The sequence below is a fragment of the Erythrobacter sp. genome (assembly GCF_011765465.1).
Classification (GTDB): Bacteria; Pseudomonadota; Alphaproteobacteria; order Sphingomonadales; family Sphingomonadaceae; genus Erythrobacter.
Genome location: NZ_CP050265.1, coordinates 1,309,822 through 1,332,700 on the forward strand (window position 1 = coordinate 1,309,822; position 22,879 = coordinate 1,332,700).

General features: G+C 66.4%; 18 protein-coding genes. 8 read left to right on the plus strand and 10 right to left on the minus strand.

Features of this window, described 5'->3' with window-relative positions:
- Positions 1-25: 25 nt before the first annotated feature.
- The 4 genes from G9473_RS06315 to proB form a co-directional block, all read right to left on the minus strand.
- Positions 26-1,057 (minus strand): hypothetical protein, encoded by a 1,032-nt coding sequence (locus G9473_RS06315; RefSeq protein ID WP_291137381.1) that lies wholly within the window; start codon positions 1,055-1,057, stop codon positions 26-28.
- A gap of 101 nt (positions 1,058-1,158) precedes the next feature.
- Positions 1,159-1,653: a hypothetical protein gene (locus G9473_RS06320; RefSeq protein WP_291137384.1), complete on the minus strand. Its 495-nt coding sequence runs from the start codon at positions 1,651-1,653 to the stop codon at positions 1,159-1,161.
- Between the two features lie 30 nt (positions 1,654-1,683).
- A complete protein-coding gene (locus G9473_RS06325) occupies positions 1,684-2,487 on the minus strand; it encodes a hypothetical protein (protein ID WP_291137387.1) in 804 nt (267 codons plus the stop codon).
- Positions 2,488-2,902: 415 nt separating this feature from the next.
- The gene (gene proB / locus G9473_RS06330) at positions 2,903-4,045 is read right to left on the minus strand and encodes a glutamate 5-kinase (RefSeq protein ID WP_291137390.1); all 1,143 of its coding nucleotides are present in this window, start codon (positions 4,043-4,045) and stop codon (positions 2,903-2,905) included.
- A 203-nt stretch (positions 4,046-4,248) separates the two neighbouring features.
- On the opposite strand from proB, the gene proC reads away from it, so the two are divergent.
- Positions 4,249-5,025 (plus strand): pyrroline-5-carboxylate reductase, encoded by a 777-nt coding sequence (proC, locus tag G9473_RS06335; RefSeq protein WP_291137393.1) that lies wholly within the window; start codon positions 4,249-4,251, stop codon positions 5,023-5,025.
- A 49-nt stretch (positions 5,026-5,074) separates the two neighbouring features.
- Positions 5,075-6,337 (plus strand): glutamate-5-semialdehyde dehydrogenase, encoded by a 1,263-nt coding sequence (locus G9473_RS06340; RefSeq protein WP_291137396.1) that lies wholly within the window; start codon positions 5,075-5,077, stop codon positions 6,335-6,337.
- Here the strand turns inward: G9473_RS06340 and G9473_RS06345 are convergent.
- From G9473_RS06345 to G9473_RS06355, 3 genes are read right to left on the minus strand one after another with little or no spacing between them, the layout of a single operon-like run.
- The gene (locus G9473_RS06345; RefSeq protein ID WP_291137400.1) at positions 6,334-6,978 is read right to left on the minus strand and encodes a GNAT family N-acetyltransferase; all 645 of its coding nucleotides are present in this window, start codon (positions 6,976-6,978) and stop codon (positions 6,334-6,336) included. The two genes, G9473_RS06340 and G9473_RS06345, sit on opposite strands and share 4 nt — an antisense overlap.
- Positions 6,979-6,993: 15 nt before the next feature.
- Positions 6,994-7,698: a VIT family protein gene (locus G9473_RS06350; RefSeq protein WP_291137403.1), complete on the minus strand. Its 705-nt coding sequence runs from the start codon at positions 7,696-7,698 to the stop codon at positions 6,994-6,996.
- 31 nt (positions 7,699-7,729) lie between these two features.
- The gene (locus G9473_RS06355) at positions 7,730-9,262 is read right to left on the minus strand and encodes a phospholipase D family protein (RefSeq protein WP_291137406.1); all 1,533 of its coding nucleotides are present in this window, start codon (positions 9,260-9,262) and stop codon (positions 7,730-7,732) included.
- Positions 9,263-9,417: 155 nt separating this feature from the next.
- Between G9473_RS06355 and G9473_RS06360 the strand changes: the two genes are divergently transcribed.
- Complete coding sequence (locus G9473_RS06360) at positions 9,418-10,116, plus strand: endonuclease/exonuclease/phosphatase family protein (protein WP_291137408.1); 699 nt, start codon at positions 9,418-9,420, stop codon at positions 10,114-10,116.
- Here G9473_RS06360 and G9473_RS06365 read toward each other — a convergent pair.
- Positions 10,113-11,402: an O-acetylhomoserine aminocarboxypropyltransferase gene (locus G9473_RS06365; protein WP_291137410.1), complete on the minus strand. Its 1,290-nt coding sequence runs from the start codon at positions 11,400-11,402 to the stop codon at positions 10,113-10,115. The two genes, G9473_RS06360 and G9473_RS06365, sit on opposite strands and share 4 nt — an antisense overlap.
- A gap of 129 nt (positions 11,403-11,531) precedes the next feature.
- Entirely contained in the window at positions 11,532-14,405 is a 2,874-nt protein-coding gene (locus G9473_RS06370; RefSeq protein ID WP_291137412.1) for a TonB-dependent receptor, read from the minus strand.
- Positions 14,406-14,704: 299 nt separating this feature from the next.
- Between G9473_RS06370 and G9473_RS06375 the strand changes: the two genes are divergently transcribed.
- The 4 genes from G9473_RS06375 to ppc all read left to right on the plus strand — a co-directional run bounded on the left by G9473_RS06375 (position 14,705) and on the right by ppc (position 19,947).
- The gene (locus G9473_RS06375; protein WP_291137414.1) at positions 14,705-15,790 is read left to right on the plus strand and encodes a phosphotransferase; all 1,086 of its coding nucleotides are present in this window, start codon (positions 14,705-14,707) and stop codon (positions 15,788-15,790) included.
- A 1-nt stretch (position 15,791) separates the two neighbouring features.
- The gene (locus tag G9473_RS06380) at positions 15,792-16,874 is read left to right on the plus strand and encodes a hypothetical protein (RefSeq protein WP_291137417.1); all 1,083 of its coding nucleotides are present in this window, start codon (positions 15,792-15,794) and stop codon (positions 16,872-16,874) included.
- A gap of 115 nt (positions 16,875-16,989) precedes the next feature.
- Positions 16,990-17,220: a hypothetical protein gene (locus G9473_RS06385; RefSeq protein ID WP_291137420.1), complete on the plus strand. Its 231-nt coding sequence runs from the start codon at positions 16,990-16,992 to the stop codon at positions 17,218-17,220.
- A gap of 60 nt (positions 17,221-17,280) precedes the next feature.
- Positions 17,281-19,947, plus strand: coding sequence for a phosphoenolpyruvate carboxylase (gene ppc / locus G9473_RS06390; protein ID WP_291137423.1), 2,667 nt, complete (start codon positions 17,281-17,283; stop codon positions 19,945-19,947).
- On the opposite strand, the gene G9473_RS06395 is transcribed toward ppc, so the two are convergent.
- Positions 19,944-21,512, minus strand: a complete 1,569-nt coding sequence (locus tag G9473_RS06395; RefSeq protein WP_291137425.1) for an FAD-binding oxidoreductase — start codon at positions 21,510-21,512, stop codon at positions 19,944-19,946. The genes ppc and G9473_RS06395 overlap by 4 nt on opposite strands.
- Positions 21,513-21,682: 170 nt before the next feature.
- Between G9473_RS06395 and G9473_RS06400 the strand changes: the two genes are divergently transcribed.
- Complete coding sequence (locus G9473_RS06400; protein WP_291137427.1) at positions 21,683-22,876, plus strand: fumarylacetoacetate hydrolase family protein; 1,194 nt, start codon at positions 21,683-21,685, stop codon at positions 22,874-22,876.
- Positions 22,877-22,879: the final 3 nt, after the last annotated feature.

Consider the following 22,879-nt stretch of genomic DNA (forward strand, 5'->3'; position numbering starts at 1 on the left):
CGCAAGGTCTAGTTCCGGATCGGGATCAGTCGATCGTGACCCGGAAATAGAGCGAGCGCGTCTCGCCCGCGGCGATGTCGCTCAGCGAGCCGGTGACCTGGTCGAGCCCGCCCGGACCCGCCCCGGCGCCGAACGAACCGCCCGACGTGCCGTTTTCGCAGTTGGCATCGCCGTCGATGAAGGTCGATCCGGTGACGTAGGTGACATCCGCCGGGAGGTCGTCGATCACGTCGACATCGGTGGCGGTCGCAGCGCCCGCCGCGTTTGCGACAGTGATGCAGTATTCGATGGTCGCCCCCGGGATCGCCTTGGGATTGGTGGTCCCGTTCACCGGATCGGAAACGACAGTACTCGACTTGGCGACCGTCACCAGCGCGCCGGCGACCTCGTAGGTGCCGAGCGCCGAGAAGGCGCCGTCATTGGCCGCGTCGGTCTCGCCCGCGCCGTCGAACAGAACGGTGTCGATGCCCGCGGTATTCGCGCCGCCCGTGGCGACGAGCGGGTTGCCCGAATCGTCGGTCGCATCGGCCGTCAGGACGACATCGAACAGGTCGCCGTTGGCCGCACCAAGGCCGACATCCGCCACGACGAGCACCGCGACCGTCTGGTCCTCGGCCACGTCGTCGAGCATGGTGATCGCGCCTGCGGTCACTTCGGCCGCGTCGAGCACGCCGTTATCATTGCTGTCGAGATAGATTTCGAAGCTGCCGATATTGCCCGCCGTTCCGCCGGCGAGCGCGGTCGAAAGGTCGAGGTCGACTTCGTCGTTCGAGAGGTTGGTGACATCGAAGGCCAGCACGGCGTTCTCTTCGCCGGGGGTGACCGATGTATTGCCCGTGCCGGTGAAGGCCACCGTGACATTGACCCGGCGGTCGACGGTGAAGGTGTCGGAAGCCGTCTCGTCGGTCTGCTGGACGCCGCCGACCTGGTACTGGACGGTGACGTTGTTGGTGATATCGACGCCTGCCGATGTGCCGGCGGCGATTGCCGGAGCGCTGGTCATCGCGACAAGCGCAAGCGCGCTCACCGCCCCCAGCAATTGGGTGGTGGGTTTCATTTTCCTGGTCCTTTGCGTGTGCCCCGCGTCGATTTTGCCGCCCGCAAGGCTTGGCGGCTAATCTCCGCCCGGATGGACGGAGAATCTCGTTCTCCCCCCTGTCAGCGGATGATCGCCGGATATTCGAGCCGCCCGGTCTCGCCCGGCGCGATGCTCTCGATCGTCCAGCGCACGTGGGTCACGTCGGCGTGGGTCGCGGGCCGCGTCGCACCATCCTCGCCAAGCGCAGTAAGTTCGGAAAGCGTGCCCCAGGTCTTTCCGCCATCGACCGAAACGACGAGGTCCGGGTCGGCGTCCGGCGCGAGGCGGACGGCGGCGGGCACCGGGTTGGTGACCACAAAATCCGACACGGTCTCGCTGCCGGTGTTGGCATAATCCGTGCCGAAGACCAGCCGATCGCCGGGCACGATGACCTCGGGCTCGACCAGTTCGACCGTCTCCACACCTTCAGCGTCGGTCACGGTCTTGACCGCCTTCACGTCCCCGGCAAGCGTTACCGGGCTGCCCGCGCCGGGAGCGCTTTCCTGCGCCGCGACGGGCGCCGGGACAGCCGAGAAGGCGGCCAGTATCGCGACAATTTTTCCAAGCCATTTCATGGTCTCAAGTCCCTATCCTGCAAAACTGCTTCAATTGACGATGACATCGAAGGTGATCGATCTGCTGGTTCCCGCGGCGACCGTCCCGAGATCGACGCTGATGCCGTCCGCATCCGAGGCGCTGCCCGCATCGGCATCCGCCGTATCCGACAGGGTCGCCCCATCGAGCGCGAGCGTGCCGGCGGCATAGGACGTGCCTTCCGGTATCGCGTCGCTCACGACGAGCTCGTCGACCGCGCCGCTGCCCGAAACATTCGCGGTGATTGTGAAAGTGGCGATGGAACCGGGAACGGCGCTGGACCCGCCGAACGGGTCGGCAAGACTGACCGTCTTGGTCAATTCCACGCTGGCAACGCCGACCCGCACCTGCGCGAGGGCGAGCGCCGAAGCGCCGGTGGTCCCGACGATCGCATCACCCCCGCCGTCGCCTGCGCCCGCAAAAAGCGTCCCCGGCGCGCCGGTACCGGTGGTGGCATTGGCGGTCAGTTCGACATCGCTCTCGCTGCCGTCGGCAACCCCTGCCGGAACGGTGGCGAGCACGAAAACGGTCAGGGCCTCCCCCGGTGCGAGCACGCGGGTCGTCTCGGGCGCAGGAAAGATCTCGTCGACACCGCGCTCATAGGTGCCATTGCCGTTCGTATCGAAAGCAAGCCCGTCGATGACGAGGTCGAAATCATTGCCGGCAACCGCCGCATTGGCGATCAATCCGAAGCTTTCGGGACCATTGCCCTGGTTGGTCAGCTCGAAGGCGAAAACCGCATCGCCCGGCCCGGCGTCGAGCGCGCCGGAGTCGAGCGAGGTAAGGGTCACATCGAGCAATTCGTCGACGCGCACGGTGACCGTGTTCGAGCTTACCGTGCGCTGGCCGGATGCATCCTCGTAGGTGGCCTGGGCAGTGTTCTCGATCAGCGTGCCAGCATTGACCCCCTAGGCCATGACAGGCGACGCAAGTCCGAGCGCGACAACCACAGGTGCCGCGAGAGAGGCTGCGAGGACCGAGCGAAAGGCATCCTTGGTATCCATACTTAAGCACGGCTACCTAGAAATGGTTAGCATCCCGTTAGCCAACGCTCGGAAGCCGCGGAATTACGGGTGTTTCGACCAAAGCATTGAGGCTTACGCCTTTGGTTAATCTTCGTTTTTACCGGACAGACGCGAACGCAACGCAAGCGAAGAAAAGCCCTGCGCGGCAAGAGCCGTGCAGGGCATTTTCGAGATCGGCCGGGGTATTACCCCTATTTTGCAATTCTTATCCGCCCGCAACGCTCGGCGTTTCCCAGGGCAGATGCCGGTGCTCCAGCACGACGAGGTTTTCCGGGCGGATGATCTCGCCGCTGGTCTGATAGCCGAGCAGCTTGTCGGCGGGCATATCCTGGTTGTTGATCATCACCCGCGTCTCGTCCGAGGTGAAGTCGGACAGACCGCGCGCGAGCTCGTTGCCTTCGTCGTCATAAATGTGGAGCACGTCGCCGCGCGTGAAATCGCCGTCCATCTCGACCACGTCCTCGCGCCTGATCGGCTCTTCCCGATCGATCCGCGCGGCGGCTTGCTCGGTAATGACGAGCACGCCCGCGCGCTGCAGGCGGTCGGCGAGCCAGGTTTCCCAGAGCGAATCCGGCTGCGAATTGGCGATGCACTTGGTGCAGCGCCGCTCTCCGTGCATGACCGAGGTGATCGGATAATCCGCCTCGCCATTGGCGATGAAGGTGGTGCAGCCCGCGTTCTGCGCCATGTTGGCGGCCTGCAGCTTGGTCAGCATCCCGCCGGAACCCAGCTCGCTGATACCCGAGGCCGCCTCGAGATATTCGTTCACGTCGGTCAGTTCCTCGACGAGGTTCGCGCCCTCTTCGGACGGGTCGCGGTCGTAAAGCCCGTCGACGCTGGTGAGCATGATGAAATAATCCGCCTCGACCATCTGCGCGATCTTGGCCGCGAGCCTGTCATTGTCGCCGACCCGGATTTCCTCGGTCGTGATGGTGTCGTTCTCGTTCACGATCGGCATGATCCGCGACTTGAGCAGGCGGTTGACCGTGTTGCGCGTGTTGAGGAAGCGGCGGTGATCCTCGAAATCCCCCAGTGTCAGCAGGATCTGCGCGATCTCGAGCCCGTATTCGTGGCCGACCTGCTTGTAGGCGTTGAGCAGCAGCGGCATCCCGCAGGCGGCGGCGGCCTGCTTGTCGCTGACCCCGGCATTGGCCCGCGCGACCCCGACCGTGTTGAGCCCTAGCGCGACCGCGCCCGAGGAGGTGAGGATCACGTCATAGCCCTCGTCGCGCAGGCGGGCGATGTCCTCGAGCAGGCGCTGCATGAAACCGAAGCGCGGCGTCAGCCGGTCCTCGTTCGCAAGCAGGCTCGATCCGACCTTGACGACAACTCTCTTTCTTCCTGACACGAATGCCCTCATTTTTGCTTGAAAATCTGCTGTGCCCATCTAGTTACTAATTGTGCAGTGCACAACCTGCCATGCAAAACAATTTTGCAACAGCAGTTTCGGCAAGCGCATTAGACAGGATTTTTTACGAAGCCGTTACCAGCGACTTTTTTCGATGCGGATCGTAAAATTTTCAGACGAATAAAGAGAGGACAGAAAGAACCGTGAATATTTTACTTGTGGGATGCGGAAAGATGGGCGGCGCGCTGCTCGAGAACTGGAAGCGCGGGGACGAGGCTTTCGCCATCGTCGACCCCTTCCTGGAACGCGCCCCGCAAGGCGTCGCGCTGCACTCCGCGCGCGAGGAGATCGAAGGCCGCCGCTTCGATGTCATAGTCGCTGCGATCAAGCCGCAGATGATCGACGAAGTGATGCCCGACTATTCCGAAATGTTCACCGATGACGGCTACCTCCTTTCCATCGCCGCGGGCTGCTCCATCGCGCGGCTGAAGAAAGTCTCCGGCGGCAAGCCCGTCATCCGCGTGATGCCGAACCTCCCCGCTGCGATCGGCGCAGGCGTCAGCGCGATCTGCGCGAGCGAGGATGCGAGCGAGGCCCAGCTCGCCCACGCCCGCGCGATGATGGAGCGCACCGGGACGGTCATCACCGTCGAGGACGAGGACAGGATCGACCGCTTCACCGCGGTCGCGGGCTCCGGACCCGGCTACGTCTTCGAACTCGCCCGCGCCTACACCGAAGCGGCGATGGCGCTCGGCTTCGACGAGGGCGAGGCGCGCGCCATGGTGCTAGGCACGCTGCAGGGCACGGTGGCGATGGCGGCGGGCAGCGACCAGCCTCTCGAAACCCTGCGCGATTCGGTGACGAGCAAGGGCGGCACGACCGCTGCCGGGCTCGATGCCCTCAATGGCAAGGGCGAGCTGTCCGCCCTCCTTTCCGCAACTCTCGAAGCGGCCTATGATCGCGCAGTCGAACTGCGCTGACGACACAAGGCCGCCCCACCCCCGATTGAAGATACAAGGACACACAAGAATGACCGGCCAGGATCTCGACCCCCGCATCCACATCACCCAGCTCGGCCACAACGCACAGGCCGCATCGCGCCAGCTGCGCGCCGCATCGACCGAAGCGAAGAACACCGCCCTGCGCGAGGCCGCGAAGGCTCTGCGCGAAGCGTCGGCAGAGCTGATCGAGGCCAACGCCAAGGACGTCGAAAGCGTGCGCGGCAAAAAGCCCGACAGCTTCATCGACCGACTGATGCTCGACGAAGACCGCATTGCCGGCATGGCGAAAGCGCTCGAGGAAATCGCTGACCTTCCCGATCCCGTGGGCCGCGTTCTCGCCACCTTCGAGCGCCCCAACGGCCTCCATATCGAGCGCGTTGCCGTGCCCATCGGCGTCATCGGCATGATCTACGAATCGCGCCCCAATGTCGGCGCCGATGCCAGCGCCCTGTGCCTCAAGTCGGGCAATGCGGTGATTCTGCGCGGCGGGTCGGAAAGCCGCCATTCCACCCGCAAGATCGTCGCGTGTATGCAGGCCGGGCTCGAAGCGGCGGGGCTACCGGTCGAGGCGGTGCAGACCGTCCAGACGACCTCACGCGAAGCGGTGGCCGAATTGCTGCGCGCGGTCGGGCTCGTCGATCTCGTCATCCCGCGTGGCGGGCGCGGTCTCGTTGAACTGGTGCGCGACCAGGCGAAGGTGCCGACGCTCCTCCATCTCGACGGAAACTGCCATACTTACATACACTCATCCGCCGATCTTGAGAAAGCGGTCGAAGTCACGAAGAACGCCAAGCTGCGTCGCACCGGCATCTGCGGCGCGACGGAAAGCGTGGTGGTCGACGAAGCGGTGGCGGCAAAGGCGATCCCCGCTCTGCTCGACGCCATGCCCGCTTGCGAATTCCGCGGCGACGAGGCCGCGGTGGCAATCGATGCCCGCGTGAAGCCCGCGAGCGAGGAGGATTTCGACACCGAGTATCTCGACCAGATCGCCTCGCTCAAGGTCGTCTCCGGCCTTGAGGAAGGAATCGAATGGGTCGCCTCGCACACCTCGGGCCACACCGACGCGATCATGACCGAGGACGAGGGCGCGGCGCGCGCCTTCCTCACCGCGATCGACAGCGCGGTGGTCATGCACAACGCCTCGACCCAGTTCTCCGACGGCGGGGAATTCGGCATGGGCGCGGAAATCGGCATCGCCACAGGCAAAATGCACGCGCGCGGGCCTGTCGGGCTCGAACAGCTGTGCAGCTTCAAATATATCGTGCGCGGAGACGGCCAGACGCGGCCTTAATCCCCACGCTCGAACGCCTCGAACACCGCCGCAAGGCCCGGCGTCGCCCCCTCGCGGCGCAGGCTTTCGAGCGCTTCGTCTATCGCTATGTCGAATTCGGCAACCTCGCCGCTGCGGTTCGTGACGTGCCCGCCGAGCAAGCGGGTGAGCCGGATCGCCCCGGCATTCTCGGGCAGGATCGAGACCGCGAGCGTCTCAAGCCCCTCGCGCCTGCAATCGTGCAGAAGGGTCGCGGTCAGCAGGCGCGCAAGGCCAAGCCCGTGATAGTCGTCGATGACCGCGACCGAGAATTCAGCGCGGCTCGGGCGCTCGTTATCGCGGAAGGCATGGACGACACCGAGCGCGGGCTTCTCGACGAGGTCGGTGCGGATCGCGCCCCAGGCGATGTGGTCGTGCCCGTCGACATCGAGCAGCGCGTCGATCACTCCCTGCGGCGGCTCGCGCATCCCGGAAAAGAATCGCAGGTAGCGCGATTGCGGCGAAAGGCGGGCGATCCCGGCGCGCAGCCGCGCTTCGTCGTCGCGCCGGACCGAGCGGATGCAGACCGGCGTGCCGTCATTGAGGTGCGTATCGATGATCACCGCGTGCCCAGCCTCCTGCAGGAGCTTGGCGAAGATGCCGCCGCCATGCGCCGGGTTCAAGCGCCGGGGCCGCAGCTAGACGCTGACCCCGAAAAGCGAACCGACCGCGGCGGTCACCGCCATCGCGATCACGCCCCACACCACGACCCGCAGCACGCCGGGCAGGATCGGCGCGCCCCCGGCCCGCGCACCGAATGCGCCGAGCAGGGCGAGAGCGAGCACCGAGACACCGAGCACCACCGCAAGTATGGCATCCGACGGGGCGAGCCAGGCGGCGGCCAGCGGCAGGGCCGCAGCCGAACTGAAGGTGAGGCCGGAGGCAAAGGCGGCCTGCAGCGGACGTGCGCTGAGCGCCTCGGTCAGCCCGAGCTCGTCCCTCAGGTGCGCATCGAGCGCGTCGTGTTCGGTCAGCTCGCGCGCGACAAGGTCGGCGGTTTCCGGCGAGAGGCCGCGCTCTTCGTAGATCGCGCGCAGTTCGGCCAGTTCCTCTTCGGGCATTTTCTTCAGCGCCATTTTCTCGCGCCGGATGTCGGCCTTTTCGAGGTCGGCTTGCGAGGAAACGGAGATATATTCGCCCGCTGCCATCGACAGCGCTCCCGCGACGAGCCCGGCGACCCCGGCGACCAGCACCGCCTCGCGCGCAGGCGAAGCGGCAGCGACCCCGACGATCAGCGAGGCGACCGAGACGATCCCGTCGTTCGCCCCCAGCACGGCGGCGCGCAGCCAGCCGGTTCGGGTGACGAAATGCGGATCGTCGGGATGGCTGCTGACATCGGTCATTGTGTCGCCTCGCGTAGCACGAAGCCGCGCGCTAGAGGAGCCATTCGATCGGCAGCAGGCCGAGCGCGCGCATGAAGGCGCGCTGGGCAAGGCTGCTGTCCGGGTCGGCGTAATGGACCTCGCCCGTCTGCGGGTCTTCCCACACCATCCGCTCCCTTTCGTCGAGCGAGACGCGGTAGGCGATCCGGGTGTATTCCTCTGCCAGCACCCGCTCGATCTCCCGCGCGATGCGCTCGCTTTCGATCACGAGGCCCATCTCCGTGTTGAGCCAGACCGAGCGCGGGTCGAAGTTGAACGAACCGATGAAAACCGTGCGCCCGTCGGCGGCGAACGTCTTGGCATGGAGGCTCGACCCGCTCGACCCCATCGTGCCGGCATCCGAGCGGCGCGCGGGCGGGGAGGAACGCGCCTTGAGCTCGTACAACTCGATCCCGCCTTCGAGCAGGCGGCGGCGATACTTGCGATAGCCGGCGTGGACCAGCGGCACGTCGAAGGCGGCCAGCGAATTGGTCAGCACCCGCACCCGCACACCGCGCCCGGCAAGCCGCAGGAATTCCGCCGTCCCGCGCCTGCCGGGCACGAAATAGGGCGAGACTAGGTCAAAGCTTTGCTCCACTTCGTCGAGCAGGTCGGCGAGCTTGCCCACCAGCAAATGCCCCGCCAGCACGCTGCCCAGCGTCTTATCGGGCACGTCGCTGACCAGCTGCGTGCGCGCCGGTTCGAGGCGCAGCTCGCCTTCACTGATCGCACGGATCGCCGGGTCGCTTTCGAAAGCGCGCGAATATTCTCGGTATTCCTCGGTGTCGCAGACCTGCGCCAGCGCCCGGTCGAGCGCGCCCTGTTGGCGGCGTTCGCCCGGCACCACCCGCTCCAGCCGGAAAGCCGAGCGCGAGGCCCAGTAGGCCGCGAAGTCGTCAGCCACCGCCTCGGCCGCCTCGCCCGCCGCGATCGCGTCGAGATCGACGAAGGCGGGTTCGTCCCCCGTGTCGAAATATTCGTCCCCGATATTGCGCCCGCCGGTGATCGTGACCGCCCGGTCGAACGTCATCGCCTTGTTGTGCATCCGCCGGTTCAGCCGGACGAAATCGAACAGGTAATTGACCGCCAGCGGCCAGCGCAGGCCGAAGGGATTGTAGAGCCGCACCTCGATATTCGGATGCGCGTTCAGCTCGGCGAGGATCGCATCGAGGTCCGACACGCCGAGATCGTCGAGCAGCAGGCGGACCGCCACCCCCCGATCCGCAGCCGCGCGCAACCGCTCGAGCGTGAGCAGGCCGGTGAGGTCGCGATGCCAGATGTAATATTGCACGTCGATCGAACGCTCGGCCCGGTCGATCAGCATCAACCGCGCGGCGAACGCGATCTTGCCTTCGCGCAGCGGCTGGATCGCCGAGCCGTGCATATCGTCGCAGGGGCCGACAAGCCGGTGGAGCGCACCATCCGGATCGCCCGCCGCGCCGGGCCGGGGTGTCTCGGCAGGCCGCTGCGGCAGGCGATAGGCGAGGCGCAGCACGAGGATGCCGACCACGATCGCGCCACCGATGATCGCGAACTTGCCGAGCACGCCTCTCCGTTCCCTTTCCGAGCGGCACGTTACCGCCGCGCAGGTGCTGGTAGACCCTTCGCCGCCCTCCCGCCAGAGGTCCGGCGCAGGCCGGATGCGCGCTGCCTGCCGATGTGCTAGCGCGATGCGAGGGGAGTTCCCTTCGAGGAGAGCCGATGAGCGTCAGGGTGGCGAGCTACAATATCAGGAAGGCCGTCGGCCTCGACCGCCGCCGTGACCCGCTGCGCATCCTGCGTGTGCTGGAGGAAATCGACGCCGACGTGGTCGCTCTGCAGGAGGCCGACCGCCGCTTCGGCACGCGCGAAAGCGTGCTGCCGCAGGTGCTGCTGGAGAACCACACCGACTACGAAGCCGTCCCGCTCGACGTGCAGGTCGATTCGATGGGCTGGCACGGCAACGCGATCCTCGTCAAAAAGGGAATCGCGCTCGAAGAGCACGACATCATCCACATTCCCTGCCTCGAACCGCGCGGCGTGGTGACGGCGAGGCTGTCGGTTCGCGGCCGGAGGCTTTCCGTCTTCGGAATGCATCTCGACCTGTCGGGCCTGTGGCGCACCCGGCAGGCGCGCGCGATCGCCGACCTCGCCGCCGCCGCGAGCGAAAGCCACGCGACCGTGCTGATGGGCGATCTCAACGAATGGCGCGCGCGCGCGGGCACTTTCCGCGAGTTCGCAAAGCACTTTTCGATCCTCGATCCCGGCCCGAGCTTCCACGCGGCGCGGCCCGTGGGACGGCTCGACCGGATCATGCATTGCGAAAGGCTCGCCGCGCGCGACTGCGGAGTTCACCGCAGCGCCCTCGCCGCGCGGGCCTCGGACCACCTGCCGGTCTGGGCCGATTTCGACTTCGCCTAAAGGCTTGCCAGACCCTGTTCGAGATCGGCGAGTATGTCGTCGACGTGCTCGATCCCGACCGAGATACGCACCACGTCCGGCCCCGCGCCCGCCGCGACCAGTTCAGCTTCGCCCAGCTGGCTGTGCGTGGTCGATGCCGGGTGGATGATGAGCGAACGCGTGTCGCCGATATTGGCGAGGTGGCTGAACATCTCGACATTCGAGACGAGCTTCACGCCTGCCTCGTATCCGCCCTTCACGCCGAAAGTGAAGACCGCCCCGCCCTTCCCGCCGAGATACTTGTCGGCGAGCGGCTTGTAGGGGTTGTCGTCGAGCCCGGCATAGGAAACCCACTCGATCTTGTCGTGGGCCTGAAGCCATTTCGCCACGGCGAGCGCGTTGGCGCAGTGCCGCTCCATGCGCAGCGCGAGCGTCTCCATGCCGGTCAGCGCGAGCCAGGCGTTCTGCGGGGCCATCGCCGGGCCGAGGTCGCGCAGGCCGAGCACGCGGCAGGCGGTGATGAAGGCGATCGGGCCGATGGGCTCCAGAGCATCGACCAGCACCGCGCCGTGATAGGAGCCGTTGGGCTCGGTCAGGCTGGGGAATTTCGACCCTTGTGCCTTCCAGTCGAACTTGCCGGAATCGACGATCACCCCGCCGACCGCGTTTCCGTGACCGTTCAGGAACTTGGTGGTCGAATGGGTGACGATGTCCGCGCCGTGCTCGAAGGGGCGGCACAGGATCGGGGTCGCCATGGTGTTGTCGACGATCAGCGGCACGCCGCCTTCGTGCGCGACATCCGCGATGGCGCGGATGTCTGTCACGACCCCGCCCGGATTGGCGAGGCTTTCGACAAAGACGCAGCGGGTATTCTCGTCCATCGCCGCGCGCACGTTTTCGGGATCGTCGGCATCGACGAAGCGCGTCTCCCAGCCGAACTTGCGGAACGCCTCGCCCATCTGGTTGAGCGAGCCGCCATAGAGCTTCTTCGCCGCGACGATGTTGCAGCCCGGCTCCATCAACGTGTGGAACGCAACCAATTGGGCGGCGTGGCCGCTGGCGAGGCCGAGCGCGCCGACGCCCCCTTCCATCGCCGCGATCTTCTTCTCAAGCGCGTCGTTGGTCGGGTTCATGATCCGCGAATAGATGTTGCCGAACTGCTTCAATGCGAACAGGTCGGCAGCGTGTTCGGCATCGTCGAAGACATAGCTCGCGGTCTGGTAGATCGGGGTAATCCGCGCATTGGTCGCAGGGTCGGGCGCGGTGCCGCCGTGGACGGCGAGCGATTCGAGCTTCATGTCGGTCATGATCGGTCCTTCGGTCGAGGGGAAAGCCGCACGCGTTCAAACACGACCGCGCGCTGCACGTAAATCCCAAAAGAAAGGAGGGGACCGGTCGCCCGGCCCCCTCACTCATCACCCGGAGCGAGAGCGCCCCTAGAAGCTCGCGCCGACCGCAACGCCGTAGCGCCGGGGATCGAGCGTGAAGATATTGGTGAACAGCCCCGAACTCGCATCGGTCACGTAAAGGCCCGTGGTCGAGTTGCTGTCGAAGATGTTCTGGATGAACCCGCGCACGAACCAGCCGTCCTCGGAATTGAGCTGGACCTGCGCGTTCGCCTGGACGAAAGGCGCGATGCGGTTGACCCGGCCGTTGAAGACGTTGCCGAACTGCTCGCCCGTCAGCGCCACGTCGAAACGCGGCACGAGGTTGTAGCCGTCGCCGAATTCGGCGGTGTACTGGACCCCCGCCGAGGCCTTGATCGTCGGCGCCTGCGGTAGAGTGTTGCCGCGAAGGTTGACCTCGACGCCGGGGCTCAGCACCTCAACCCCGCCGAAAGCCCCCGCAGCGGGCGAGGCGGCATAGCCCTGCAGCACCTCGCAAATGCTGAACGCACCCGAGGAAGCGATCCCGCCATCGGCCGGAAATTCCGTCGTCCCCTGCAGCGGCGCGGTGGCCGGGGCCGAAAGGCCGGGCACATTGCCCGCGTTGAGCTCGGAATTGACGAAATTGACGAAGCCGTCCGGCCCGCCGGGGGCCTGCCCGGTCACGGCGCACAGCGCGCCGTTGGTGATGTCCTTGACGATGACCGCGTTCTCGTCCCCGCCGCCCGGATCGCGCGGATTGGAGAAGAACTGGTCGCCCGCGACCTCGGCCTTGAGGTAGCTGAAGTTCATGTTGATCAGCCAGTTCGGGGACGGACGGATGATGCTTTCCAGTTCGAGCCCGTAGATATCGGCATCGATCGTGTCGTTGACCGAGGTGCGCGCGATGATGCGGCTGAGCTGCAGGTCTTTGTACTTGTAGTAGAAAGCCGTGGCATTCAGCTGCAACGCCCCGTTCGCGAAGGTGTTCTTGGTCCCGATCTCGAAGGCGTCGATCGTCTCCGGCCCGAAGCTTTCGGGCACGTTGAAGATCGGCTGCAGCGGCGGGTTGATCCCGCCCGACTTGTAGCCGCGCGAATAGGACGCATAGACGAGGTTGTCGGGCGTGATCTGGAAATCGAGCACGGCGCGGCCCGTGATCTCGTTGAAGCTGACCGAACGGTCCTGCGACAGCTGGTTGCCCGGAATACCCGGGTCGGCATCATACAGCCCGACGAAAGGCGAAGTGAACGGGTCGCCGTCGTTCGAGTAGGGGTTGAGGAAGCTCGCCAGCGTCGAGCGTGCGGTGATCGACTTGGAATCGTCGTTGTAGCGCAGGCCGCCAGTGAATTTCAGCCGGTCGGTGATGTCGAAATAGACTTCGCCGAAAATGCCCCAGCTTTCGAGCTGGTAGTCCAGTGTGTTGTTGTGGAAGAACGAGGTTGCCAGGTAGGACGGCGGCAGGCCCGCCGAAAGCGAATTGAACGAGCCCAAAACGCCCGTGATGTAGTCGATCGCGAAGGCATTCACGAAATAGCTGTTGTTGCGGGTGTTGAGATCGGCATAGATCCCGCCCAGCAGAAAGTTGAAGGGCCCGTCGAAATCCGATGAGACGATAGCCTCGACCGACCAGGCTCGGTCTTCCTGCGCCGAACGGTCGAACTGCTGGCCCGCGGGCGAGCAGACCGCGAAACCCTCGAAAGCGCCGCGGTTGTCGAGCCGGGTGTCGGAGGTGCACAATTCGCCTCCCGGTCCATTGGGAATGATCGCATCGACGATCGGCTGGAAATAGGCCGCAGTTGCCGGCCCCACGGCTGCCGGGTTGGCGAAGGTGGAAAGCTGGGCGAGCGCGGGCGCATAGAACGCCGGATCGTTGATCCCGAGGTTGTAGTCCTGCGCCGAATCGACCGAGCTTTCCTGATAGGTCCCGGTCACGCTCAGCGCGATGTCGCCGAAGGACTGCTCCAGATGCGCCTGGAGCTGCAACTCGTCGGCGTAGTATTCGGGCGTGAATTGGGTGCGCACCTGGCGAACGTCATTGGGCTCGTTGAAATTGGCATAGCCGTCCGGGCCATACAGGCTGTTGAGCCCGAAACCGGGCGGCAGGCCGTTGAGCTGGAGAAATTCTTCCGAGCCAAGCGTGCCGGTGAAGGTCGCATTGGCGTTGAGCTGGTCGAAATCGCGCCGGTTGTTGAGGCAGCCGAGCACGCCCGTCGGATCGCGCTGGCACAGCTGCTTCTGGATACGCAAGCGGTCGTCGTCCTCCTCGAAGTAATAGGCCATCAGGTCGAGCGTGGTGTCCGGCCCCGGCTCCCAGCGCAGCGAGCCGCGGATCGCGAATTGTTCGCGCCCGTCGATGTCGTCCCCGTTGAACAGGTTTTCGGTGAAGCCGTCGCGCTTCAGGAAGAACCCCGCCACGCGCGCGCCCAGCGTGTCGCCGATCGGCACGTTCAGCATGGCCTGCGCGCGGATGCTGTCGAAATTGCCGTATTCGAACTGGGCGCTGCCGCCGAAGGCATTGAGATCGGGCTTGGCGGTGACGATGTTCACCACGCCCGAGGTCGCGTTGCGACCGAACAGCGTGCCCTGCGGCCCGCGCAGCACCTCGATCCGTTCAAGGTCGAAATATTCGGTCTCGAACAGGCGGGTATTGAACAGCGGTGCGGAATTGAGCGCGATGCCGGTCGCGCTGTCGCAGCTCACGCCGACGCACAGGTCGCCGATGCCGCGGATGGTGAAGCTGGAGCCTGTGAAATTGCCCTTGGTGAAGGAGACGTTCGGCAGCGTCAGCTGAAGATCGCTCGCGTTCTCGATCTGCTGCGCCTGCAGCGTTTCGGCATCGAAGGCGGTCACCGCAAGCGGGACTTCCTGCAGGCTCTGCGCCTGGCGCTGCGCGGTGACGATGATGACATTGGCCTCGGGCGGGACTTCCGGCAGGTCCGGCATATCCTCGTCAGTCGTTTGAGAAAATGCCGGCGTTGCAATCGACGCAAGGCAGGCACCAGCCATCAGAAAGGTTTTCACCCTCATTTCTCTCTCCCCCATATACTCGGCCGCTTCGGCGGCTCTGGGGCAAGAATATAACGCATTGCGGCGCCAGGCGTAAGAAAAATGTCAAATTGCCTGTGGGTTGCTTGGCATCGGGTCGGCTAACGCCGCGCTGCCACCACCGCCTCCCTCTCACAATCGCCATTGCGGGCAGTCGGCGCGGAGCTTAAGCCTTTATCCCGGAGAGAGGACGGGAATTGCAGAATTTTCCAGACCATGCGGACGCGGTGACGGCCGAGTGGGTGACGCAGCGCCTGCGAGAAAACGGGCTTCTGGGCGAGGACGAAGGCGCGGTCACTTCGGTTACGTGGGAAGCGATCGGGACCGGGCAGGTCGGCGACTCGGTGCGTTTCCATCTTGCCTATTCCAGCGAAGGCGCAGGCCCCGCGACGCTCGCGGCCAAGTTCAGCGCGGCCGATGAGACCAGCCGCGGCACGGCGGCTCTGATGGGGCTTTATGCCAAGGAGGTGTGCTTCTACCGCGAAGCCGCCCCCCTGCTGGGCGTGCGCGTGCCCGATGTGCTCGCCGCCCATGTCAGCGAGGACGGGGCTCGGCAGGTCATCCTGTTCGAGGATCTCGCCCCCGCGCGCGGCGGAGACCAGATCGCGGGCTGCGGGATAGAAGACGCGCGCGCCGCGATCCGCCAGGCCGCCGCGATCCACGCCGGGAGCTGGCAGCGCCGCGACCTTCTCGAAGCCCGCTGGATCGCACCACAACCGGAACTCTCCGCCCGCATCGCCGCGATGTATCCGCAGGCGCAGGCGGTGTTCCGCGAACGCTACGCGGGCACGCTCGAGCCCGAATTCATGGCGCTGTGCGAGGAGCTTGCCACTACGCCCGCCTTCTTCGAGCGCGACAATTCCAATCCCCAATGCCTGGTCCACGGTGACTTCCGGCTCGACAATATGCTGTTCGACATCAAGGGCGGCGCAGAGCCCATCGCCGTGCTCGATTGGCAGACCGTCACCACCGGCAAGGCGATGACCGATGTCGCCTATTTCCTCGGCTGCGGGATCGGGAATGAATTGCGCCGGGCGCACGAGGAGGAACTGCTGGACCTGTGGCTGGCCGAAATGGCCGCGCACGGCGTGGAGCTTTCTCGCGGCGAGATCGAGCGCGACTATCGCATCGGCGCGCTCCATGGCGTCTCGACCGCGGTGTTCAGCGCGGCCTTCGTCGAGCGCACCGAACGCGGCGACGCCAATTTCCTGTCCATGGCGCGCGGGGCGTGCGGCCTCGCGCTCGAACGCGGCAGTATCGCCGCCCTCAAGGAGACCGCCTGACATGGTGCTTACCCGCGGCGACGACTATCCGATTCACCAGACCAGCGAGCCGGTCGCCTATGCCGGCACGGACCGGAATTTCTACGACCGCTATTTCTTCAACGGCTATGCGCCCGACGGGAGCGGGTTCTTCGCCGCCGCCTTTGGGGTCTATCCCCATCTCGACGTGGCGGATGCGCATTTCAGCTTCATCCGCGGCGGCGTGCAGCATTGCCTCCATGCCTCTTGCGAACTCGGCGCCGAGCGCATGGCGATGCGGGTCGGGCCGATCGCGATCGAGGTGCTGGAGCCTCTCCACCGCCTCAAAGTCACGATCGAGGAGACCGAGGGGCTGGCGGGCGAGTTCACCTTCACCGCGCGCGCCGCGCCGATCGAGGAGCCGCGCTTCATCCACCGCACGGGCACGCGCGCCTTCATGGATTACACGCGCATGACCCAGAACGGGCATTACGAAGGCTGGATCGAAGCCGACGGCGTGCGCGAGGAGATGGCAACCGGCACGGTCGGAACGCGCGACCGCAGCTGGGGCGTGCGGCCGGTCGGCGCGCGCGACGCCCAGCCGGTTCCGGGCGCGCCGCTGCCCTCCTTCTTCTGGCAATGGACCCCGATCAACCTTGCGGACGGTTCGCTGTTCTTCCACGTCAACGCCGATCCCAAGGGGCGCGCCTGGAACACGCGGGCGGCCTATGCTCCCGATGGCTGCGGGCAGGAGGCGGTGGCGGAGGGCTTCGGCACGCTTGCAGCCCGGCTCGAACCCGGCACGCGCTGGCCTTCGGGCGGAACGCTGTCGCTCGACGTGCCGGGCGCGCCCGCCGCGCTCGAACTCGAAGCGCTCGCCCGGTTCCAGATGAAGGGCATCGGCTATACCCATCCCGAATGGGGCCACGGCCTTCATCACGGTCCCTTGCGCGTCGCGCGCGAGGACCTTGCGCTCGCCGAACTCGACCCGGCGGCGATGGACAATCTCCACGTCCAGATGCTCTGCCGCGTGACGGGCGAGGCGCAAGGCATGGGCGTGTTCGAACAGCTCGCGATCGGCCCCCACGCCCCGCTCGGCCTTGCGGGACTGACCGACCCCGCCTGAGCCGCCGGCGGACCCGCCCGCCGGAACGGCGGCGGGCCCCCTTGCGTTGAATCAACCAGGATGGCGCGCCGCATTGCGAGCGCGCGCGACAGGAACAACGACCAGGAGGACCGCCATGGCAACCCCGCACGAAAAACCCGAAACCAGCCGCTCGAAATGGCTCTGGCCGCTCGTCATCGTCGGGCTCGGCGTCCTGCTGCTGATCGTCTTCTTCAATCCCTCGGGCGACCGTGACGGCGATGTCGACACCCCGATCGAGGTCGAAGACGTGACCCCCGACGATACGACCGACACTGCTGCGACCCCGGCCCCGGCACCGGAACCCTTTGCGCCCGGCGGGGAATAGGCGCTAGGACAGTGTGCTGGCGGGGCAGTGCCCCGCCCCCGGCCGCACGAGGTGAGGACATTGGCGACGCGCTCCCCGATCCAGCAGAACCCCGACATCCGTTTCCTCGGAAAGCTGCTCGGCGACGTGATCCGCGAACACGGCGGCACGCGCCTGTTCGAGCGCACCGAGGACATCCGCCGCGCCAGCATCTCGCGCCACCGGGGGGAGGACGTGGCCGATCTCGGGCTCGACCGGCTCGACCTCGACGAAACGCTCGCTTTCGTGCGCGGTTTCGGGCTGTTCTCGATGCTCGCCAATCTCGCCGAGGACCGCGCCGCGCCCGTTGCCGAGGGAGCGAGCGACCTGAAAGCGGCCCTGAGAGAACTCGAAGCGGACGGCATCACCCGCGATGAGGTCGCCCGGCTGCTCGAGAAAGCGCTGGTCGCCCCCGTGCTCACCGCTCACCCGACCGAGGTGCGGCGCAAGAGCGTGCTCGACCACCGCGCGCATATCGCCCGGCTGATGCGGGAACGCGACACGGCCATCGCCGCGGGCGCGGAAACGGGACGCATCGAGGCGGCGATCGCGCGCCAGATCGCGTTGCTGTGGCACACCCGCACCCTGCGGCGCGACCGGCTCTATGTCACCGACGAGGTCGACAATGCGATCGACGTTATGGGCGCGGTCTTCCTTCCCGTCCTCCCGGCCCTGTTCGAGCGCTGGGAGGAGGCACTGGGTCGCACCGTCCCCGGTTTCCTGAGGCTCGGCAGCTGGATCGGCGGCGACCGCGACGGCAACCCGCACGTGACCGCCGCCTCGCTCGACTACGCCCTGTCGCGCGGGGCGCGTCTGGTCATCGGAGCCTGTCTCGAGGCGGTCCACGAACTCGGCGCGGAGCTTTCGATCTCCAGCGAACTCGCGCCCGTCGATCCCGCGCTCGAAGCGCTGGCCGACGCTAGCGGCGACACCTCCGCGCATCGCAGGGACGAGCCGTTCCGCCGCGCGCTCACCGGTATCTACGCCCGGCTTGCCGCGACCTATCGCACCCTTGCCGGAGCCGAGCCGCCCCGCGCGCCGGTGGCCGAGCGGCCGGCCTATGGCTCGCCGGAAGAATTCCTCACCGATCTCGAAACCATCTCCGCGGCGCTCGAAAAGCTGGAGGGCGCGGGGCTTGCCAGCGGGGACGCACTCTCTCGCCTCATCCGCACCGTGCGCCTGTTCGGGTTCCACATGGCGACGCTCGACTTGCGCCAGAACAGCGCGGTGCACGAACGGGTCGTCGCCGAACTGCTCGCCGCCGCCGGGGTCGAGGCGGACTACGCCGCGCTAGGCGAGGAGGAGCGCATCGCCGTGCTGCGCGCCGAGCTCGCAGGAGCCCGCCCGCTGCGCATCGCGTGGCACGAATATTCGGAAGAAACCACTGGCGAACTCGCGATCATCGACGCGGTCGCCCGCGCCCACCGCAGCTATGGCCCGGCATCGGTCACGCAATATGTCGTGTCGATGGCGACGAGCGTATCCGACCTGCTCGAAGTCCTGCTGGTCCTGCGCGAGGCGGGCCTCTACCGCGCCGGGGATACGCCCGAATGCCCGGTCATGCCGGTCCCGCTGTTCGAGACGATCGGCGACCTCGAAGCCGCGCCCGCGATCATGGAGCGTGCCCTCGCCCTACCCGAATTCGCCGCGCTCGCCCGCGCGCGAGGCTTTCAGGAAGTGATGCTGGGCTATTCGGATTCGAACAAGGACGGGGGCTATCTCACCTCCTCCTGGCACCTCGCCCGCGCGAGCGAGGCGCTGGCCGAAGTCTTCGCCGAGGCGGGCGTCACCATGCAGCTCTTCCACGGCCGCGGCGGCTCGGTCGGGCGCGGCGGGGGATCCGCCTTCGAGGCGATCCGCGGCCAGCCGCGCGGCACGGTCAACGCGCGCATCCGCATCACCGAACAAGGAGAGGTGATCGCGGCGAAATACGGCAGCCGCGACAATGCCGCGCGCAATCTAGAGGCGATGGCGAGCGCGACCCTGCTCGCAACGCTCGAACCCGAACGCATCGCACCCGCCGACGCGGCGCGTTTCGCCGCCGCGATGGAGGAGATCTCCGCCTCCGCTTTCGCCGCCTATCGCGCGCTGGTCTACGAAACCGAGGGGTTTGCCGACCTGTTCCGCCAGATGACCCCGATTGCCGAAATCGCCGGGCTCAAGATCGGCAGTCGGCCGGCGAGCCGAAAGGGCGGCGGGCGGATCGAGGACCTGCGCGCGATTCCGTGGGTGTTTTCGTGGAGCCAGGCGCGGGTCATGCTGCCCGGCTGGTACGGGGTCGGCCATGCGCTTTCCGCCTTCGAGGACAAGGGCCTGCTGCGCGCAATGGCGCGCGAATGGCCGTTCTTCCGCAACGCACTCGCCAATATGGAAATGGTGCTGGCGAAATCCGACATGGGCGTCGCGCGGCGCTATGCCCAGCTGGCCGAAGACGAAGCGCTTGCAGGCCGGATCTTCCCGCGGATCGAGGAAGGCTGGCATCTCGCCCACGACACGCTTCTTGAAGCGACGGGACAGTCCTACCTGCTCGAGAACTCGCCCCGCCTAGACGCGTCGATCCGTCTGCGCCTGCCCTATATCGAACCGCTGAACCTGCTCCAGGTCGAACTCCTGCGCCGCCACCGCAGCGGAGAGGACGATCCGCGCATCGCGGAAGGCATCCAGCTTTCGATCAACGCGATCGCGACAGCGCTCCGCAACAGCGGCTAGAGCCCGAGCGCGCCGGGATTGATAATGCCGTCCGGATCGAGCTCGCGCTTCAATGCCCGCACCAGCGCGAGATGCGCCGGATCGTGGTCCTCGAGATAGGGATAGGACCGCCCGATCTGGTAATGCACGCCGCCGTGTTCGTGCATCAGCGCAACGACCTCACGCTTCATTTGGTTGACCAGCGCCTCTGCCTCGGGGGCGGGATCGTAAGTCGGAAGGCCCATGAGGTGATCGGGCTCCACGGTCCGCTCGTGATAGGCATTGCGCGCATCGGGCCAGTAGAAGGTCGGCTCGTAGATGAAGACGCTTGTTCCAACCGCCATGAACATCCCGCCGGTGTAGATGCCGTGCGCGTCCATCTGGGTGCGGCGGGACGCCCAGTAGTCCTGTAGTGCGGCGTGAAACGGCCGCGCGGCAGAATGGGGAAGCTGGGCGTGCATCGGCAGCCAGCGCTCGCCTTTGGGCCCCACGACATTGTTGAGCGGCGCAAACGGCATGGCGCGCACGACCTCGGGCACGCTTGGTGCGATTTCCCGGCCGTGTTCGCCCGCGATCCGCCTTATCTCGGCGATGCGGTGCTGCGCGTCCTTGTCGTCGAAGCCCTCGGCGATGAAGTGGCCCGCGAACTTGGCCTTGGCGATGCCTTTCGAGCCAGCGAGCGCCATTTTCGCGACCGTCGTCGCACCTTTCGCGAGCGAGGAGGCATTCTTCATCACCGCGCCCGCCATGTCGATCTTGTCGCTGAGGTCAGCCTCGCCGATTTGTCCCTGCTGCAGCGCTTCGTCGAGGCCAAAATTCTCTTCCGCAAGCCCGCTCGCCGCCACCCGGCGGAGCGCTTCGTGAAGCGCCTCGAAACTCGCGAAATCGAACGAGGCAGCGCCATGTGCCGCTCCCAAGCGTTCGAGCGCGAGCGTGATCGCCACCTTGATGCCGAGAGCGCCGCAATCGCCGGTGAAGATCCCCGTCATATCCGGGCCGTAATGGCGCGAGAACGGCAGCGCCGGGCGCGAGAGCGCGCTTCCGGTGACGATCGTCTCGCCCGTGCCCGTCACCACTTCGATCGACACCGAGCTGTCGGCGGCCGTGCCCTGTCCGTGGCTGATCGCATTCATCGAAACGCCGCCAGCGACCGTCGCTTGAAGGCCCGAATAGCTCCCCCAGAAGCGTGTCTTGAGCCCGCGCGCGGCAAGCGCCTCGCGCAGCTCGGCCCAGGTCACGCCCGGCTCGACCGTGACGAGCGCGTTGTCCTCGTCGATGGAGATCGCCTTCATGCGCGCGAAATCGAGCGTCACCCCGCCAGGCCGCTCGTGCGCATAGGCATCGGTGTAGCTCGCCCCGCCGCCGCGCATGACAAGAGGCATGGAATGCGCACGCGCATGGCGCACGATGTCCGCGATTTCGCGCGCGCTCGCGGGACGCACCACCGCAAGCGGCAGTTCGCAGCGGCGAAACACGTCGGTCGCATAGAATTCGAGCGTGTCGGCATCGGTCAGGACATTGTCGGGTCCGACGATCGCGGCAAGGCCGGCAAGCGCGTCCTTACCATCGCTGATTGCAGTGGCCATGCGGGTGATCCTAGCCCGGCCGCGGCGAAAGCGTAGCGTCGTCGCGGCCCTCTCCGCCCCTCGGATATTCGCTGCCGCCGGCCGATTGCGCTCCTTCCCCCGGCGAAACCGGGCTGGACTCGCCACAGGCCGGTGATAGCTTTCGCACCGGACTGCGGGGGAGACGAAGGGTGCCGACATGGGCGAAATTCGCGGGCGCAGGCGTCGGCGTGCTCGCGCTCGGCCTGTTTGCGGCCTGGGCCAGCGCGCCCGATCCGACCCATAATCCCGCCAGTTTCGAAAACGCGCCGCTTGACCCAGCGATCCTGCCGCTGTCGCAGGGCGTAACGCTCGCCCGGTTCGTAGGCGAGGACGGCGCGGGCGCGACCATGATCGTCCTTTCGAGCGACGGCGAAAGCGTGACCGGCATCGACCTGCGCGAACTCGGCGCGCAGAATGGAAAGGATCCCTTCACCGCGCTTGCCGAGGCAGACCTTGCGCCGCTGCTCGCGGGCGAGCGCGATCGCATTCCCACCGTCACGCGGACGATGGGCGACCTTCTGCCGAGCGCCCCGGCGGGCACGCGCCATATCGGAACCGGCACGAATTTCCCCGAACACGCCGAAGAAGCGAACAGCGCCTCGGTCTTCCAGTTCCCCAAGTTCGGCGGTGCAAGCCCGGCGCGCACCACGGTCCGGGCCCAGCCGGGCATATTGCTCGATTACGAAGTCGAGCTGTGCGTCCGTTTCGACCGCGACATCGCCAGCCTCGCCGATTTCGACGCTGCGGTGAAAGGCTTTTTCCTGTGCGGCGATTTCACGAACCGCAACGCGCTGGTGAACCTCGCCGACCCGGACAACCTCGATTCCGGCAGGGGCTTCAGCGATGCCAAGAGCGGGCCCGATTTCTTTCCTACGGGACCGTTTCTCGTCGTGCCCGGCGACTGGAGGGCGTTCACGCAGGACTTGCGGATGACGACCGAGCTGAACGGCGAACCGCGTCAGGACGCACGCGGAGGGGAAATGACGCTCGATTTCCGCGCGCTCGCGGAAAAGGCGCTCGGCGACATGGACGCGCCCCGGTTCGTGTACGGGGACGCGATGTATCGCCTTTCGCCAGGGGGCAGGATCGAGCCTTCGATGACGCTGATGTCGGGGACCGCCGAGGGGACGATCTTCACCCCGCCGACCCGAGCGGACATGATCGAGGCCGTGCTTGCCTATCTTGCCGGGGGCGGGCCGCTGGGCAGCCGCGACTTCATGACCGCCGCGCGCGCGGAATTCATCGCCAGCGAACTGGAAGGCGGGCATTTCCTGAAAGCGGGCGACGTGGTGCGCCACGGCTCCAACCACCTCGGCGACATCGAGGTGCGCGTCATCGACTGACGC

Coding starts and splice junctions, on each gene's coding strand:
- G9473_RS06315 (WP_291137381.1), bottom strand. CDS start 1,057: ATGAAACCCACCACCCAATTGCTGGGGGCGGTGAGCGCGCTTGCGCTT.
- G9473_RS06320 (WP_291137384.1), bottom strand. CDS start 1,653: ATGAAATGGCTTGGAAAAATTGTCGCGATACTGGCCGCCTTCTCGGCT.
- G9473_RS06340 (WP_291137396.1), top strand. CDS start 5,075: ATGACCGGCCAGGATCTCGACCCCCGCATCCACATCACCCAGCTCGGC.
- G9473_RS06350 (WP_291137403.1), bottom strand. CDS start 7,698: ATGACCGATGTCAGCAGCCATCCCGACGATCCGCATTTCGTCACCCGA.
- G9473_RS06360 (WP_291137408.1), top strand. CDS start 9,418: ATGAGCGTCAGGGTGGCGAGCTACAATATCAGGAAGGCCGTCGGCCTC.
- G9473_RS06365 (WP_291137410.1), bottom strand. CDS start 11,402: ATGACCGACATGAAGCTCGAATCGCTCGCCGTCCACGGCGGCACCGCG.
- G9473_RS06370 (WP_291137412.1), bottom strand. CDS start 14,405: ATGCCGGACCTGCCGGAAGTCCCGCCCGAGGCCAATGTCATCATCGTC.
- G9473_RS06380 (WP_291137417.1), top strand. CDS start 15,792: ATGGTGCTTACCCGCGGCGACGACTATCCGATTCACCAGACCAGCGAG.
- G9473_RS06385 (WP_291137420.1), top strand. CDS start 16,990: ATGGCAACCCCGCACGAAAAACCCGAAACCAGCCGCTCGAAATGGCTC.
- G9473_RS06395 (WP_291137425.1), bottom strand. CDS start 21,512: ATGGCCACTGCAATCAGCGATGGTAAGGACGCGCTTGCCGGCCTTGCC.